A 14,407-nucleotide genomic window follows, 5' to 3' on the forward strand; every position below is an offset into this window, starting at 1 on the left:
CTAGGTCTCCTTATCGCTCATCAGCTGATCACACGGTCAAGGGAATCGAACATACTTTGTATGACCGAAATCACCCGCGCCGCAGCTGAGTAAGATTGTTCGTATAGGATCAGTTGAGACATTTCTTCGTCCAAGTTGACCCCGCTAAAAGAATCGGTTTTCAGTTTCAAGCTGTCCTTCAAGCTTTCATGGTATTCCATGTTGAAATCGTTGCGATCCGCAAGGCTCGAGTTGTAGGACAAGATAGATGTGGCGCGCACAGAGAACGTCACCGTCGTGCTGGACAATCCGCCAGCAGCGTCGAAGGCGTTGCCGGTCTGGAACATCGTGGCCATATCTTTGATGATGGAGCCATCACCCTTGGAAATATAGTATTCACCCGCGAAGCCCTTTGTGGAATCCCATTGCATTTGAGAACGGGTCACGTTGCCGGGTGTCGCTTCTAAGTCTGTACGGACTTTGATGTTTTGGGTGACGCGCACATCGGCACTGTGCATGCCGATATCGGTCAGAATGGAATCGCCCGCAGCCTGGGTCACGGCAAAATTCGAACCATCGTCAGATGTGATGCGCAATCGTTCGCCCGAGCCATCGGGGATGACTGTTGCTGTGAAACCGGCACTGGCGTTGTTGATGCTATCTGCGATATTGCCCAGGTTTTGACCCGAGGTCACCGCGATATTGGTCGAGGCCGCACCCGTGTACAGGGTGATGGTTCCCGCCGTCGCTGTAAACGTGGTGTTTTGAATATTGGTTTCGTGGATGTTGTCAGCCAAATCATCGACGAAGAAATCGTTGAGTCCGAAGAAATTAGAAAACCCACTGACGGTTTCATCAATGGTGCCATCAGCATTGGCGTCGAACTGAATGGTGGCGTCTGATGCTGTGCTACCCGTGGGGGCTGGCACGGTGCCGGCAGAATTGACTTCATCGCGCATAGACACGTAGTAGGTCGTGGAATTGAGCTCGAGGTTGAGTTTCTTGGTGGTGGCGTCTACGGCAACAGTGGCCGACGAAGTTCCATTGGCTTGCAGCCAGCCTTGCATGGACAACGCGACTTCATCAATGTCCCAAGGACCGTTGGCGGCTTGGGCGCCGGTGCCATAGGTGGCGCTGGCCATGATGGTTTGGATGGTTGTCGTGGCGTATTGATCGCCTGCGCTGTCGAACACCGTCAAACGCGTGTCGGAGTTGTTGCCCATGGTGATGGTTTGGGTCGCAGAGTTCAAAAACGCACGCGTACCGTTCATCGTTGTCAGGCCTGGATAGGTGCTGCCGCGATTGTGATACAAGTTGATGGCGTCACGCATTTCGCCTGCGAACTCATCCAATTGACTTTGTAAATCGGCCAATACGCCATCGCGCAAATCAACCAAGCCTTTGAGTTCGCCATCGCGTAATTCATTGGTGATGTCGTTGGCGACGAGTTGACTGCCGATGTAGATCCCGGAAAAATCGCCCTCTGCGTGGGTCGTGGTGGGTGCCACGTTGCTGGCAGCCGTGTGCGTCACGGAAACGGCAGAGTTGTCCACCAACGTTTTGCCGTTTTGGGTAAAGACCACCACATCACCATCGCTGCGATAGAAGTATTTGATGTCGATGTATTCAGCCAAATCGTTCAGCAATGTATCGCGTTTGTCCCGCAAGTCGGTGACATCTGCACCGGCGGTATCGTTCTCGATGATCGAGTTGTTCAAGTTCACCAAGTTTTCCGCAATGGAATTGATGGAAGCAACCCGGTTCGCAATTTCCGAATCCGCCTGTTCGCGCAACTCTTGCAGGGTGTCACTCATGTCTTGGAGTTTGTCGGCAACCTCTGCACCTTGGCGGACGAACTCGGTGGCTTCCAAGCTTTGATCGGGCGATAAGGCAAGTGCTTCAATGGCGTTACCGAACTCAGTGATGGTGTGCGCAATGGAAATGTTGTCGCCCGGTGCGCCGAACAAATCCTGCATGCGCGCATAGTAGCTGTTTTGGGAGTCATGCTGGCCGGCCGTGCTGATGGATTCACGCAAGCTTTCCAACAAGCCTTCATCAACCGCGCGCACAACTTCGGACAGCTCCACGCCTGCACCGACACCGGCAACAACGCGCTGTTCCATGTGTACGATTTTGCGGGAGTAACCGGGCGAGTTGACGTTCGCAACGTTCTGTGCGACCGCGTCAAGCGCGCTTTGGCTGGTCAACAAACCGCTTTGTGCGGTTCTCAAAGCTAGGGTCAGACTACCGGACATGACATCTTCCTTTCTGGGTCTCGTCCTGTGGCTTTACAGCACTTCATCCAGGGCCAACGAAGGCGCATTGGTGCGTGCGGAGTACGTTTGCGAATCAGACTTACCGTTGGGGGCATAAGCACCGGTGCCTGGGGCCGTGTCTTTCACGGCGTTTGCAACAGCGTCCATAAAGCGGCGGCGCACTTCCAGCTCGATGCCCAACTTGCGTTCGTTTTTGACGATCAACTCATCGATTTGTGGGGCCAGTTCGCGCAAGTGTTCAACTTTGGCCAAGTCTTCTTCGTCATAGTCTTCGCCTTCGGTTTGTTTTAGGCCAAAGACGCGAATTTCATAAGCGCGGCAAAGTTTGTTTTTGCGCTCCAACAAACCGTGCACGACGTCCAGGCGGTTGGTTTCCAGTGCCGCATTTTCTTCAGTCAACAAATCGATCAAAGAGTTGACGAGAAACAACATGTCATCCAAGCGTTTTCCGGTGTCCATGTTTCTATACCTCCTGCATTTCAAGCATTGTGCGCATCACCGCGTCGGCAATGCCGACCCCGCCTTGTTTGGCGATGGATTTGCCATATTCGTCGACCATCAAGGACCGCCACATTTCTTCACCTTGCCCGCCGCCAAACATGCCGTCGGTCTCAATCCCTTCGAACATGGGCTTCAGCATTTGTGACAAAAACACGGCTTCGAAATCTTGTGCGGTTTCGCGTAGCTTGTTGATATCTGCGTTTTTGGGGACGCTCGGCAGAGAGCTACCCGAGGCGTGGGTCATAGCGGTGGCTGCGTCCATTTGAAGAGCGGTGGTCATCACATCACCTCGATTTCAGCTTGCAGCGCGCCAGCGGCCTTGACCGCTTGCAAAATCGTGATCATGTCGCGCGGACCGATGCCCAACGCGTTCAGGCTGTTGACGAACTCTTGCAAGGACACACCGTCTTGAACCACGGTCAGGCGAGCATCGCTGTCTTGATCCACTTGCACATCCGTGCGGTCGACAACAGCTGTCGTCCCGGTTTCAGAGAAAGGCCCAGGTTGGGAGACCTGTTGCGTTTCCGTGATACGCACCGTCAGGTTGCCTTGCGCGACGGCGACAGTGGACAGCCGGACGTTTTCGCCCATAACAATGACGCCGTTTTGTTCATCAATAATAATGCGTGCGATTTGATCAGGCTCAATGCGCAACTGTTCAATGTCAGTGATCATGTTCACGACTTGACCGGCGTAGGCACCGGGCACCTGCACATTGACGGAACTCGGATCTGTGGCCTCGGCCGCAGATGTGCCCAAGAAAGCGTTAATGGCCTGTGCGACGCGGCGTGACGTGGTGAAGTCGGGATTGCGCAGGCTCAAGTTGACAGAAGACATGGCGTCCATGTCGAATTCAATTTCGCGCTCGACAATCGCGCCATTGGCGATGCGTGCGGAGGTCGGAACCCCCTTGGTGACCGTTTCAGCATTGCCGCCTGCGCTAAAGCCGCCGACAGCGACTTGGCCTTGGGACACGGCATAAACTTCACCGTCGGCACCCAACAGCGGGGTGACCAAAAGTGTTCCACCCAAAAGGCTGGAGGCATCGCCCAGGGCGCTGACCGTCACATCGACGCGTGCACCTTTAGAGGCAAATGCGGGAAGGGAAGACGTCACCATCACTGCGGCAACGTTGTCGGACGACAAGCCAGCGTCCGTCGGTTTCACACCTAAGCGATTGAGCATGGCTTGCAGGCTTTGTTTGGTGAAGTGTCCGTCCGCTAAAGAATCACCGGTGCCGTTGAGGCCGACCACTAGGCCGTAACCCACCAACATGTTGTCGCGAACGCCTTCGACGTCAACGATGTCTTTAATGCGCGACGCGGCGTTGGCCGGTGAAGCCCAGGCCAGCATGAACACAATCAACAAACCGAGCAGAGCCGACCCAATGGCTTGTGTGAACAGCTGACGCGACTTGGCGCTCTCAGACATTTCGACGGCTGGAAGCGCTTCTAGGTTCTGATGTGAACTGACGATTGCGCGATACATTGTCTTTTCCCGTTTCAGACGGCCCGTTTGAGGCCTGTGATCATTTCTTGACACGGCTCGTGCCGCTTTCAACATATTAATGCGAAGTTCGTGCCAAGTCGTGAAGTGGTCTAATGCATTGAAAGTGAATAAAAAAGATGAAGGGCGTGGCGTAAAAAATCACCCCCGCACGGCAGGGTCTGCCGTGCGGGGGAAAAAAGTGCCGAGTGTGGGGTTTAGCGTAGATTTTCAGACGCTTAACGTTTGAGATCACGCGCCACGGTGGTCATTTCATCGGTGGTCTTAAAAACCGTTGAAGATGCGTTGTACGCGGTTTGCGTCGTCATCATTTTTGTGAATTCTTCAGCGATATCGACGTTGGACACTTCCCGTGCGTTGGGACTCATCGTTGCGTACCCGTCCGAACCGGCGGTCGTCAAGGTGACAGAACCGGAATCAGGGCTTTCGGCATAAACGTTACCATTTTTCGCTTCCAAGGCATTGGGGTTGGCAAACACGCCCAATGCCAATTGGTAGATTTCACGATATGTGTTGTCATCAAACACACCGATGATGTTTCCGGCATCGTCAAAATTGAATGACCGCATGCTGGATGAGGCGTACCCATTGCGCGAATAGCTGGGGTTCAAGTCCGAGCCTTCACTGACGAACTGGGTCATGGATGATATATCCAAGGTCATGCTTGACGTCGTGCCACCTGCGAAGCTGAGCGTTAAGGTCACGGTTGTTGGTGAACTAATCGTGCCGTCATCGTTGAAGGTGAGTGCGGTGGCTGTTGAGGTCTGTGTGCTGGCAACGTTGGCCGTTGTTGTGGCGGTGGTCGCGGTGTTATCCGCTGTCGCACCGCCGTTGGCAGCAGAAGAGGTTTGCGTAAACGACGTACCGGCGCTGTCGGCAGTAATCGTCAGCGCGCCCGTGCCACCTGCAGCAGCTGTCACCGATCCGTTCACAGATGTATTGGTATTTATCGCACTGACTAAACTGTCGCGAATGGCGTCTAGGCTGGCTTCTGTCCCGTCGGTCGTATAGGAGATGGTTGTGCCGTTGATGACCACACTGTAATTGTCCCCGACCTCACCCACAGTGCCGCCCAACGTTACGGTGTTGACTTGGGCAACTGGGTCTTGAGATGTGGTATGCGTCATATTCCAGGCGTTGATGTCGGTTTTGGTGAAGGTCAATTGGTCAGATTGTTTGTTCCCGCCACTGTCAATCATGGTGATATCGTATGTCCGTGTATCACCAACGGAATCGCTTGCTGAAAGGTTCAACCCAAGGGTCCCGCTCGTCGTTGCTTCGAAGACGCTGCTAAATGCATACTGATCAACGCGCAAGCTCTGGGTTGAGCCTGTGGTCGTGACAGAGCCGTTCACATAGGGCCAACCTTGGACAAAATATCCATTTTTATCAACAAGATAACCGTCCTTTGTGGAGACGTTTGTGCCGCCTATACCAGTGACGGTGATGTCGTTGACGGTGGCCAAACCAAAGCTGCCATCGCGTGTAAAGAGATTGGTGCCGGAGCCGTCTTGTTCGGAATTCAGAGCAAAAAAGCCTTTGCCCGCAATGGCCACATCGGTCGCTGAGGAGCTTGCAACGATGTTGCCTTGCTGGGCGACCGTCGAAACGTCTTGGGGCTTCACACCACCGACATCACTGATGGAATCCGCGTAACTGCGACTGAGGATCGTCGAAAACGCCGTATCCACGCGCTTGTAGCCGCCCGTATTCACGTTGGCGACGTTGGTGCCGATGTTGTGCAGGGCATGGGACTGCGACATCATGCCAAGCACGGAATTGGAAAAGGCGCCGTAGAGGGCCATGGGACTTCTCCGTCTTACGATCCAGTGCAGACCCATTGCCTGCACACATTTACCTGCGGATAGCAAAGCAAGATGGATGCCAAACTTTAACGGAGGTTATCTATCTGAAGTAGAACGACTTTTCAAATTCCGACTGGGCAAGCTTTTCCGGTTTTGCCCGGTTGAATTTGCGGGGCAGCAAAACTTGCCCAGTGAGGTCAATCGTGCGCGAAGGCAAAGGCTTGTTTCGGATCAGCCCAAACGGTGACCGTTGCGCCGGGTTCTGGTTTCATCACCCCCGATACACGCACGTGCAGCAGCACTTTGTGTCCATCGGGTAGAAGATGATTTTCTGGGACACGAATATGTAGATGGGTCGAGCGACCCAACAAATAGGCGTTTTCGACACGGCCCGTGGTATAGCCACACTCTTGGGGCAAATCATCGTTGCGCCCTAAGGTGACGTTGATGCCTTCCATGCGCACCAAAACCTTGGCCGGTTGTCCGTCGGGGATGGACGGAATGGGGAAGGGGCCGAACGGTGTTATCAAGGCCCCTTTGTCCACCAAACCCTCAAAATGGTTCATCGGCCCAAACAGTTCGGCGACGTAAGCATCGACCGGGTGGAAATAGGTCCGCACCGGCGTTCCGGCTTGCACCACTTTGCCGTCTTTCATCACCACGATGTGATCGGCCATGAACATGGCTTCTTCGGGGTCGTGGGTGACCATCAATACGGCAACGCCGCATTCTTTCAAAAAGTTCAAGGTGTCTTCGCGCACTTGGGCGCGGCGCGTGACATCCAGTCCTGAAAAAGGCTCATCCAACAGCAAGATTTGCGGCTCTGGCGCCAGTGCGCGCAGCAAAGCGACACGTTGCTGCTGGCCACCGGAAAGCATGTGCGGATAGCTTTCGCGGTGCTCAGCGAGCCCCATGCGTTCCAAGCCTTCGGTGATCCATTGTCGGCGCTCCGCCGTGAGGCTCTTGAGGCCGAACGCAATGTTTTTGAAGACAGAGAGGTGCGGGAACAAGGCATAGTCTTGAAACATCAAACCCACGTCGCGTTTTTCCGGGGGCAAGCTCAAGCGCGCGGCTCCGTCGCCGACCTGCTTTTTGTTTAAGTGGATTTGACCGTCTTGCACGGTTTCCAATCCGCCGGCCAGGCGCAACAGCGTGGTCTTGCCGCAGCCGCTCGGCCCCAGCAGGCAGGTGAGTTTGCCCGCCTCCGCGACGATGGAGACGTCTTTTAAAACTTCGTTCGCGCCATAAGAATGGCGGATGCGTTGCATGACCAGTCCGCTTGTCATTCGGCGGTGTTCTCCTTACCCGTTTGGTGGCCCGCGCGTGAGCGCGTGATGGTGATGGACAGTAAGATCACCGGGATGATCCCGGCAATCACGATGCTGAGCGCGGCCAGCGCTGCTTCGGGCAACATTTCATCGGATGCATATTGATGTACGAACGTCGCCAAAGTTTCAAAGTTAAATGGACGCAGCATCACCGTCATGGGCAATTCTTTCATGCAATCGACGAACACCAACAGGGCTGCAGTCATGATGGACCCACGCATAATCGGCAGGTGAACGCGGCGCAGTGTCGCCATGGGGCCTAAGCCCAAGGTGCGTGCCGCCCCATCCATATTGGCGGTGATTTTGCCCAAGCCTGTTTCTGCCGACCCAAACGAAAGCGACAAGAACCGCACCACATAGCCAAATGTGATGGCGATAATGGTGCCGGAAAAAATCAATCCGGTGGAAAAGCCAAAGCTCTCGCGTGCCCAGCCATCAATGGTGTTGTCCACCCATCCCAGATACATCACCAAACCGATGGCGAGCACAGCACCGGGAACCGCATAGCCCATTGCCGCAAACCGTGTCATGGCATGGATCCAGGGGCTTTGGCCTAAGCGCAGGCTGTAGGCCAAGAATATGCCTAAGATAATGGCGATGATGGCGGCGAGGGTCGACAGCAACAAGGAATTCCAAGTGGTGGTCCAGTAGTCGGCATCCAGTGTGTCTTGATAAAAATCAAGCGCATATCCGCCCAAGACCCATGACGGAACCAAAAAACCCAACACCACAGGCAACGCGCAGGCCATGAAGGCCAATGCACTCAGGCCCGGTGACAGTTTAAATCCAGGCAAAGCGCGTGTTTGGGTTGCGGTGTTGTGAAACTTTTGTTTGCGTCGGCCATAGCGTTCCAACCCGACCAAGACCATAACGAACATCAACAACAGACTGGCCAGTTGTGCGGCACCTTCGGGGCTGTTCATGTTCAGCCACACGTCGTAAATGCCCTTGGAAAATGTCGAGACGGCGAAGAAGTCCACTGTGCCGTAATCGTTCAGGGTTTCCATCATCACCAGGCTCACCCCAACGGCGATGGCAGGGCGGGCCAGCGGCAGGGCAACTTTCAAAAAACTTTCCCATGGGCCCTTGCCCAGTGTGCGGCTGGCTTCCAAAACACAAACACTTTGTTCCAGAAAGGATGCCCGCGCCAACAAATAGACATAGGGGTAGAGCACCAACGTCATCATGGTGATCGCGCCCCCCAGCGAGCGAATTTCCGGGAAATAATAGTCGCTCTTGGTCTCAAACCCGTAGAAATCGCGGATCATGCCCTGGATGGGGCCGGAATATTCCAGCAAGTCCGTGTAGACATACGCGATCACATAGGCCGGAACCGCCATGGGGATCAGCAAGGCCCACTCAAAAATGCGCTTGCCGGGAAACCGGCACATGGTGACGATCCACGCCGTTCCGGTTCCAATCACGAAGGTGCCAAAGCCCACGCCCAACATCAGCAACAGTGTGGTGATCACCAAATTGGTCAAAACCGTATCGACCAAATGTTGCCAAATGTCGCCGGACGGTGTCAGCGCCAAACCCAAAACCCACACGATGGGCATGGCAACGCCCAAGCACACGGCGAGTGTGCCAAATCCCCAGACATTAATCCTGGGCATTTTAAAGCGTTTTGGCGGTGTATCCACCAAGGTGGTCGGTGCTGTGTCTGTCATACTGGGGTCGGCCTAATAAACGAAAGCCCCCCCATTGGCTGTGATGCCTGGGGGGGCTTTGTGTTTAGTCGTCGAAGTGGACCTTATCCATCAACTTCGTTGCAGACGTTTGTGCCGCAATGATTTTGGTGAGATTGGTGTCATCCGCTTTGAACGTGCCCCAGGTGGCGACCAGGGAGTCCATTTTGACGCCGGGCTTCAACGGGTATTCGAAGTTGCCCGAAGAATAGATCGTCTGGGCCGTTTCCGAAGACAGGAAGGTCAGGAACTTATTCGCCAGGTCGAAGTGCTTGGACGCCTTGGTGATCGCCCCGGTGGACACGTTCACATGCGTGCCGCGGTCGCCTTGGTTGGGGAAAATGATGTTGACGGCTGCAGCCCATTGCTTTTGCTCGGGCTTTTTCTCGTTCGTGATCATTTTGCCAAAGTAGTAGCTGTTGCCCAAGGACACATCACATTCACCTTCGAAGATCGCTTTGACTTGTGCGCGGTCATTGCCTTGAGGCTTGCGCGCCAGATTGGCCTTCAAGCCTTTGGCCCAGTCTTCAGCAGCCGCTTCGCCGTTGGCGGCGATGACCGATGCGGTCAGGGTCACGTTGTAGGGGTGTTTGCCCGAACGGGTACAGACACGGCCTTTCATGTGTGGTTTTGCCAAGTCTTCGTATGTGGTCAGCTCGCCTTCTTTGACGCGGGTTTTCGACGCATAGACCGCGCGGGCGCGCATGGTGAGCCCCGTCCACATGTCGTTCGGATCACGGTATTGGGCGGGAACGTTACCTTTCAGTTCTTCACTTTTGAACGGCTGCAATAGACCTTCTTGGTCGAATTGAACGATCTGGCTGGCGTCAGCAGTGAGCACCACGTCGGCGGGGCTGTTCAGGCCTTCGGACTTCAAACGTTGCAATAGGCCTTTTTTCGAAAAGACGATGTTGACCTTGGCGCCGGTTTCTTTTTCAAACGCTTTGACCAGGGGATCGATCAAGAAAGCTTGGCGATACGAATAAACGTTGAGTTCTTGCGCTTGTGCAGCGGTGGTGAAGGTGGCGGCAACAACGCCCAAGGCAGCAAGGCCCAGGACCAGTGTTTTGTTTGTGCGTGAATGGGGCATGGTGTGTTTTACTCTCGTCGCAGATTTATGAGGGGGGAGGCTGGCTCACATCCGATTTTGGTGGGTCTTCTCAGTTCCAGTTTGGAATGATTATGAACTTGATAATCATTCGCAACAACTCTGCGGAACTTAAATAAGTTGCGAGTGAGTTGCAACAGCAAAAGTTGATTTTTATGATGAGATGATTTTCAAGACGGTTGAAGTTAAGCAAAGCGTTTGATTTCAAGAGAAAAAATTGCATCAACCGTTGTTTAACCCTAACTTGAGATGATCTATGATGATTTCAGACTCGAGTCTGCCGAAAGGTGCAAACTCTCATGGCGATGAAAATCGGCAACGTTAGCGGATCCAAGGGTGTTGGCGGGACCAAGCGCAAAAAAAGCGCTTCGGGTGCCGGTAGCAGTGCTTTTGCCGACCAACTGCGCTCAGCGGGTGGCGCGGATGGCGCTGCGCCGGCCGAAGGCGTCGTGGGCACCAGCGCTCTAGAAGGTGTCGACGCTTTGTTGGCCATGCAGGAAGTTGGCGATTCGACGGAAGAGAACAACCGCAAGCAGGCGCAAAACTATGCTTCGGATTTGCTCGACCGTCTGGCTCGAATCCAAGATGCTCTGTTGCGGGGGGGCATTGCGAAAGAAGACCTCATGCAACTCGCCAAACGCATCCGCGAGGGGCGAGCCAAGATACAAGATCCGCGTTTGAACGAAATTTTGGATGAAATCGAGCTCCGCGCGGAGGTCGAGATCGCCAAATACACCCGCGGCCTCTAATTTTTCTGTTCCTTTTCCGACAAACATCTCAGATTTTGCCGGATTTGAGCGATAACAGGGTGTCTTTACCCCTCAAAACGCGATTTTTCCACAGTTGAAGTGAAACGCCTCTTGCCTCAACCCGTGGGCTTTCATATATTCCGCGCGAAATACCAAACCTAGGGGGACATAGGTCGAACATGAACGTTACACTTCCTCCCGATTATAAACCCTCTCCCAAAGAGGAGTTTATGAATCCGATGATGCTCGAGTACTTCCGTCAAAAATTGTTGGACTGGAAGAACGAGCTTTTGAAGGAATCCAACGAAACGCTTGAACACCTCCAAGAAGGCGGTGTGATGGAGCCCGATATTGCTGATCGCGCGTCCATCGAAACGGACCGTGCGTTGGAGTTGCGCACCCGGGATCGCGCGCGCAAGCTGATCGCCAAAATTGATGAAGCTTTGGAACGCATCACTGACGGATCTTATGGCTATTGCGAAGACACGCACGAGCCCATTACGATCCCTCGTCTGGAAGCCCGCCCCATAGCGACGCTATCCATCGATGCCCAAGAGCGTCATGAACGTATGGAAAAAACCCACCGCGACGACTAAAAGCGGTGAACTGAACAACAAAAGGCCGGAGAGAAATCTCCGGCCTTTTTTGTATCTGAATCTCACTAAGGAACAAGAACTCCGAAGGGCGCAGCCCGAGGCAAGGCCAAGTGGCCGCCACGCGAGTGCGTGCAAGCCAAGGGAGCCGCAGGCGACCGCCCGGCGTTTGAGGGGCAAAATAAGACAAAAAAAGAAGCCGGAGCGAGACGCTCCGGCTTTTGAGTTTTGTTGGCAGGGCGGGGACGGCCCACCCTGACCAAACGGGAAACGATCCATACAACTCAGAACGGGAATAAGATGTCGAAGAGTTGCATGCCCCAGCGCGGTTGCTGGAGATCGCTGAGGGTTCCGCGGCCACCATAGGCCACGCGCATCTCAGCAATTTTGGTGTGTTGAACGCTATTGTCTGCGGCGATGTCGGACGGGCGGACCACACCGCTGACTTCCAACTCGCGCATTTCCGCGTTCACCATGACCTCTTGACGGCCCAAGATCACCAAGGCGCCGTTGGGCAGGATCTGGGTGACCACAGCGGCAAACGTCAGGCTGACCGTTTCAGAACGGTCAATGCTGCCGTCGCCTGCGGTTTTGTGCGTATTGCCGAAGTTGGCGGCATCGGTGCGATCAAAGCCCTGGGGCAAGTTGTTCTTGGCGAATTTTTGCGGATAGCCCAGCAAGGACGTGATGTCCGCATCTTCGCGGTCCGTGCGGTCGCGTTCCGTTTTGTTGCTCAAAGACGCACTGTCGTTCAGCGACAAGTTGACGGTGACGATATCGCCCACTTCTTTGGCGCGGTGATCTTTGAAAAACGCCTTTGCGCCGGGGCTCCACAATGAGTTGGCGTTGTCAGCCGGACGTTGCGGGGCGGGCATGGGCATGCTCACCGGGCGGTAGTTCGGCATGGCTTGTGGGTTGGTGATTTCGGTCAACTCAGGTCCGTCGCCGACTTGGGAGATCCGCGATACCGTGTTGCAGGCGCTGAGTGTCGCCGTTAAAGCCGTCGCCAAAGTGAGAGCTTTAAATGTGGAGATGGTCCGTTTCATGGTCTCTCTCCCTTTCCTTAGCGCAACGCAACGCTGAGCGGGGCCTCGACGCGGGCTTCGCCTGCGCCTGTGACGGTCGCTTCAACGACGGTGCGGGTTTGCGTGTTGGTGATGCGAATGGTGTCACCCTTAGATCCCGATTGCAGCGCTTTGCCTTGGACGGTTAAGCGCATTGCGGGGGTGGACAAAACCATCGTCACGAGATCGCCTTTGGTCACCGCCAAAGGACGGCGGATGTCACTGGACGAAATCGGTTTGCCGGGGGCAATGGCGCGTTTGGCGGCCATGCCAACGATGCGGCTGCTATCTGTGACGGCATTGCGCGCCAAGCGTGACTGCGGCATGGAGACCCAATCCAAATCGTGTTTGGAAATGATGTCGCCTTTCATCAAGCGTGATGACAAGACCGGAACCTCGCTCATGCGTTCCATACGGCCTGAAACCCGTCGGCGTTCGTCTTTGCCCGTGCCCCAGATTAAGATGGCGCTGAAGCGCGAGTTGGACATGTCGTAGTTCATCTGCTCGATGCCCAGCAGGTATTCTTCACCCACAGGAAGGTCCAGACGGAACGAACGGTTGGAAAGCTGGACCCGGGCGTTGGGGTCTGCGCCTTCGGCAATCAGGCGTTCGTAAAGTATTTCTTCGACTTCGGATTTGTTGACGATTTGGCTTTCGCGCTCAACGACGATGCGCTCAGCGGCAGAGCCCGGGCGCCAATCCATTTTGAAGGCTTTTGCAACCCGGCGCAGCCAGCGCGCATCGAACACGGAACGTGTGCCCGGGCGTGGGGCATAGGCGACCACGCGTTCTGCGTATTTGCCTGCGTTTTGGAACACATCGCCCAAGCGGATGACGCCGTCTTGGATAACGATGTGGTTGTTGAGCGTGATAAAGTCGATCTCGGGTGCGGGGGCGCCTTTTGCGTCCTTGGCGTTGGCTTGACCCATGGGGGCTGCCAACAACAAACCGAGAGCGAGTAGGATGGTGATGAGTTTCATGACACCCTCCATTACCTCAGTGACGTCAGGGTGCCCATCATGTCGTCCGAAGTCTGAATGACTTTGGAGTTCATTTCATAGGCACGCTGTGCTGAAATCAGGTTGGAAATTTCTTCCACCGCATTGACGTTTGAGGTTTCTAAGAAGCCTTGCAAAATGGTGCCGTACCCGGTGGAACCCGGTGCAGCCGTCGCAGCGTTGCCCGATGCGGGCGTTTCCAGATACAGGTTAGACCCAATGGATTCCAAGCCTGCATCGTTGGGGAAGATGGCGGTGTTGAGCTGACCAACGTTGGAATAGCTCACTTGGCCGTCCAATTTGACCAGGACTTCGCCGGACGTGTTGATGGAAACGTCAACGGCGTTGGACGGGACCGTAATGTTGGGCAGGATGGCGTAACCATCGTGGGTCACCAACTGGCCGTCGGCGTTCAGCTGGAACGTGCCGTCACGGGTGTAAGCGGTTTCACCGTTGGGCATTTGGATTTGGAAAAATCCACGGCCCTGAATAGCCAAGTCAAATGCGTTGTCGGTGGGGTTCAAGTTGCCTTGTTCGTGGATCCGGTAAACAGCGGCGAGTTTCACACCTAAGCCCAGCTGCACACCAGAAGGAACAATGTCGCCGGCGTCCGAAGACGTTGAACCCACGCGACGCAAGTTTTGATACAACAGATCGTGAAATTCGGTCCGGCGGCGCATGAAGCCGGTGGTGTTCATGTTGGCTAAGTTGTTCGAAATGACTTCGACGTTGCGTTGTTGGGCCAACATACCCGTTGCGCCGATGCTGAGAGATCTCATTGTTCCGTCCTTTCGCTCTTTGGCGTTTATCTT

General features: G+C 54.7%; 13 protein-coding genes. 2 read left to right on the forward strand and 11 right to left on the reverse strand.

Features of this window, described 5'->3' with window-relative positions; all coding sequences use genetic code 11:
* Positions 1-20 precede the first annotated feature (20 nt).
* From flgK to V5T82_RS07835, 8 genes are all read right to left on the reverse strand, one after another.
* Positions 21-2,234 (reverse strand): flagellar hook-associated protein FlgK, encoded by a 2,214-nt coding sequence (gene flgK / locus V5T82_RS07800; RefSeq protein ID WP_332895051.1) that lies wholly within the window; start codon positions 2,232-2,234, stop codon positions 21-23.
* Positions 2,235-2,267: 33 nt separating this feature from the next.
* Complete coding sequence (locus V5T82_RS07805) at positions 2,268-2,714, reverse strand: hypothetical protein (protein ID WP_332895052.1); 447 nt, start codon at positions 2,712-2,714, stop codon at positions 2,268-2,270.
* Positions 2,715-2,718: 4 nt separating this feature from the next.
* A complete protein-coding gene (locus V5T82_RS07810) occupies positions 2,719-3,036 on the reverse strand; it encodes a rod-binding protein (RefSeq protein WP_332895053.1) in 318 nt (105 codons plus the stop codon).
* Positions 3,036-4,187, reverse strand: coding sequence for a flagellar basal body P-ring protein FlgI (locus V5T82_RS07815; RefSeq protein ID WP_442917432.1), 1,152 nt, complete (start codon positions 4,185-4,187; stop codon positions 3,036-3,038). Before V5T82_RS07815 ends, V5T82_RS07810 begins: the two co-directional genes overlap by 1 nt.
* A gap of 293 nt (positions 4,188-4,480) precedes the next feature.
* Positions 4,481-6,067, reverse strand: coding sequence for a flagellar hook-basal body complex protein (locus tag V5T82_RS07820; RefSeq protein ID WP_332895054.1), 1,587 nt, complete (start codon positions 6,065-6,067; stop codon positions 4,481-4,483).
* Positions 6,068-6,264: 197 nt separating this feature from the next.
* Complete coding sequence (locus tag V5T82_RS07825) at positions 6,265-7,353, reverse strand: ABC transporter ATP-binding protein (protein ID WP_332895055.1); 1,089 nt, start codon at positions 7,351-7,353, stop codon at positions 6,265-6,267.
* Positions 7,350-9,065: an ABC transporter permease gene (locus tag V5T82_RS07830; RefSeq protein ID WP_332895056.1), complete on the reverse strand. Its 1,716-nt coding sequence runs from the start codon at positions 9,063-9,065 to the stop codon at positions 7,350-7,352. Before V5T82_RS07830 ends, V5T82_RS07825 begins: the two co-directional genes overlap by 4 nt.
* Positions 9,066-9,129: 64 nt before the next feature.
* On the reverse strand, positions 9,130-10,173 hold the full coding sequence (locus V5T82_RS07835) for a Fe(3+) ABC transporter substrate-binding protein (RefSeq protein WP_332895057.1): 1,044 nt from the start codon (positions 10,171-10,173) through the stop codon (positions 9,130-9,132).
* Positions 10,174-10,490: 317 nt separating this feature from the next.
* On the opposite strand from V5T82_RS07835, the gene V5T82_RS07840 reads away from it, so the two are divergent.
* Together V5T82_RS07840 and dksA are read left to right on the forward strand one after the other, a co-directional pair.
* Positions 10,491-10,940 (forward strand): flagellar assembly protein FliX, encoded by a 450-nt coding sequence (locus tag V5T82_RS07840; protein WP_332895058.1) that lies wholly within the window; start codon positions 10,491-10,493, stop codon positions 10,938-10,940.
* 179 nt (positions 10,941-11,119) lie between these two features.
* The gene (dksA, locus tag V5T82_RS07845; RefSeq protein WP_332895059.1) at positions 11,120-11,536 is read left to right on the forward strand and encodes an RNA polymerase-binding protein DksA; all 417 of its coding nucleotides are present in this window, start codon (positions 11,120-11,122) and stop codon (positions 11,534-11,536) included.
* A gap of 281 nt (positions 11,537-11,817) precedes the next feature.
* Here the strand turns inward: dksA and flgH are convergent, their stop codons facing one another.
* Genes flgH through flgG form a run of 3 tightly spaced genes read right to left on the reverse strand, consistent with a single transcriptional unit; the run spans position 11,818 to position 14,374 of the window.
* The gene (flgH, locus tag V5T82_RS07850; protein ID WP_332895060.1) at positions 11,818-12,579 is read right to left on the reverse strand and encodes a flagellar basal body L-ring protein FlgH; all 762 of its coding nucleotides are present in this window, start codon (positions 12,577-12,579) and stop codon (positions 11,818-11,820) included.
* A 17-nt stretch (positions 12,580-12,596) separates the two neighbouring features.
* On the reverse strand, positions 12,597-13,577 hold the full coding sequence (gene flgA / locus V5T82_RS07855; RefSeq protein WP_332895061.1) for a flagellar basal body P-ring formation chaperone FlgA: 981 nt from the start codon (positions 13,575-13,577) through the stop codon (positions 12,597-12,599).
* Between the two features lie 11 nt (positions 13,578-13,588).
* On the reverse strand, positions 13,589-14,374 hold the full coding sequence (gene flgG, locus V5T82_RS07860) for a flagellar basal-body rod protein FlgG (RefSeq protein WP_332895062.1): 786 nt from the start codon (positions 14,372-14,374) through the stop codon (positions 13,589-13,591).
* Positions 14,375-14,407: the final 33 nt, after the last annotated feature.

Origin of the sequence: Magnetovibrio sp. PR-2 (genome assembly GCF_036689815.1) — a bacterium.
Classification (GTDB): Bacteria; Pseudomonadota; Alphaproteobacteria; order Rhodospirillales; family Magnetovibrionaceae; genus Magnetovibrio.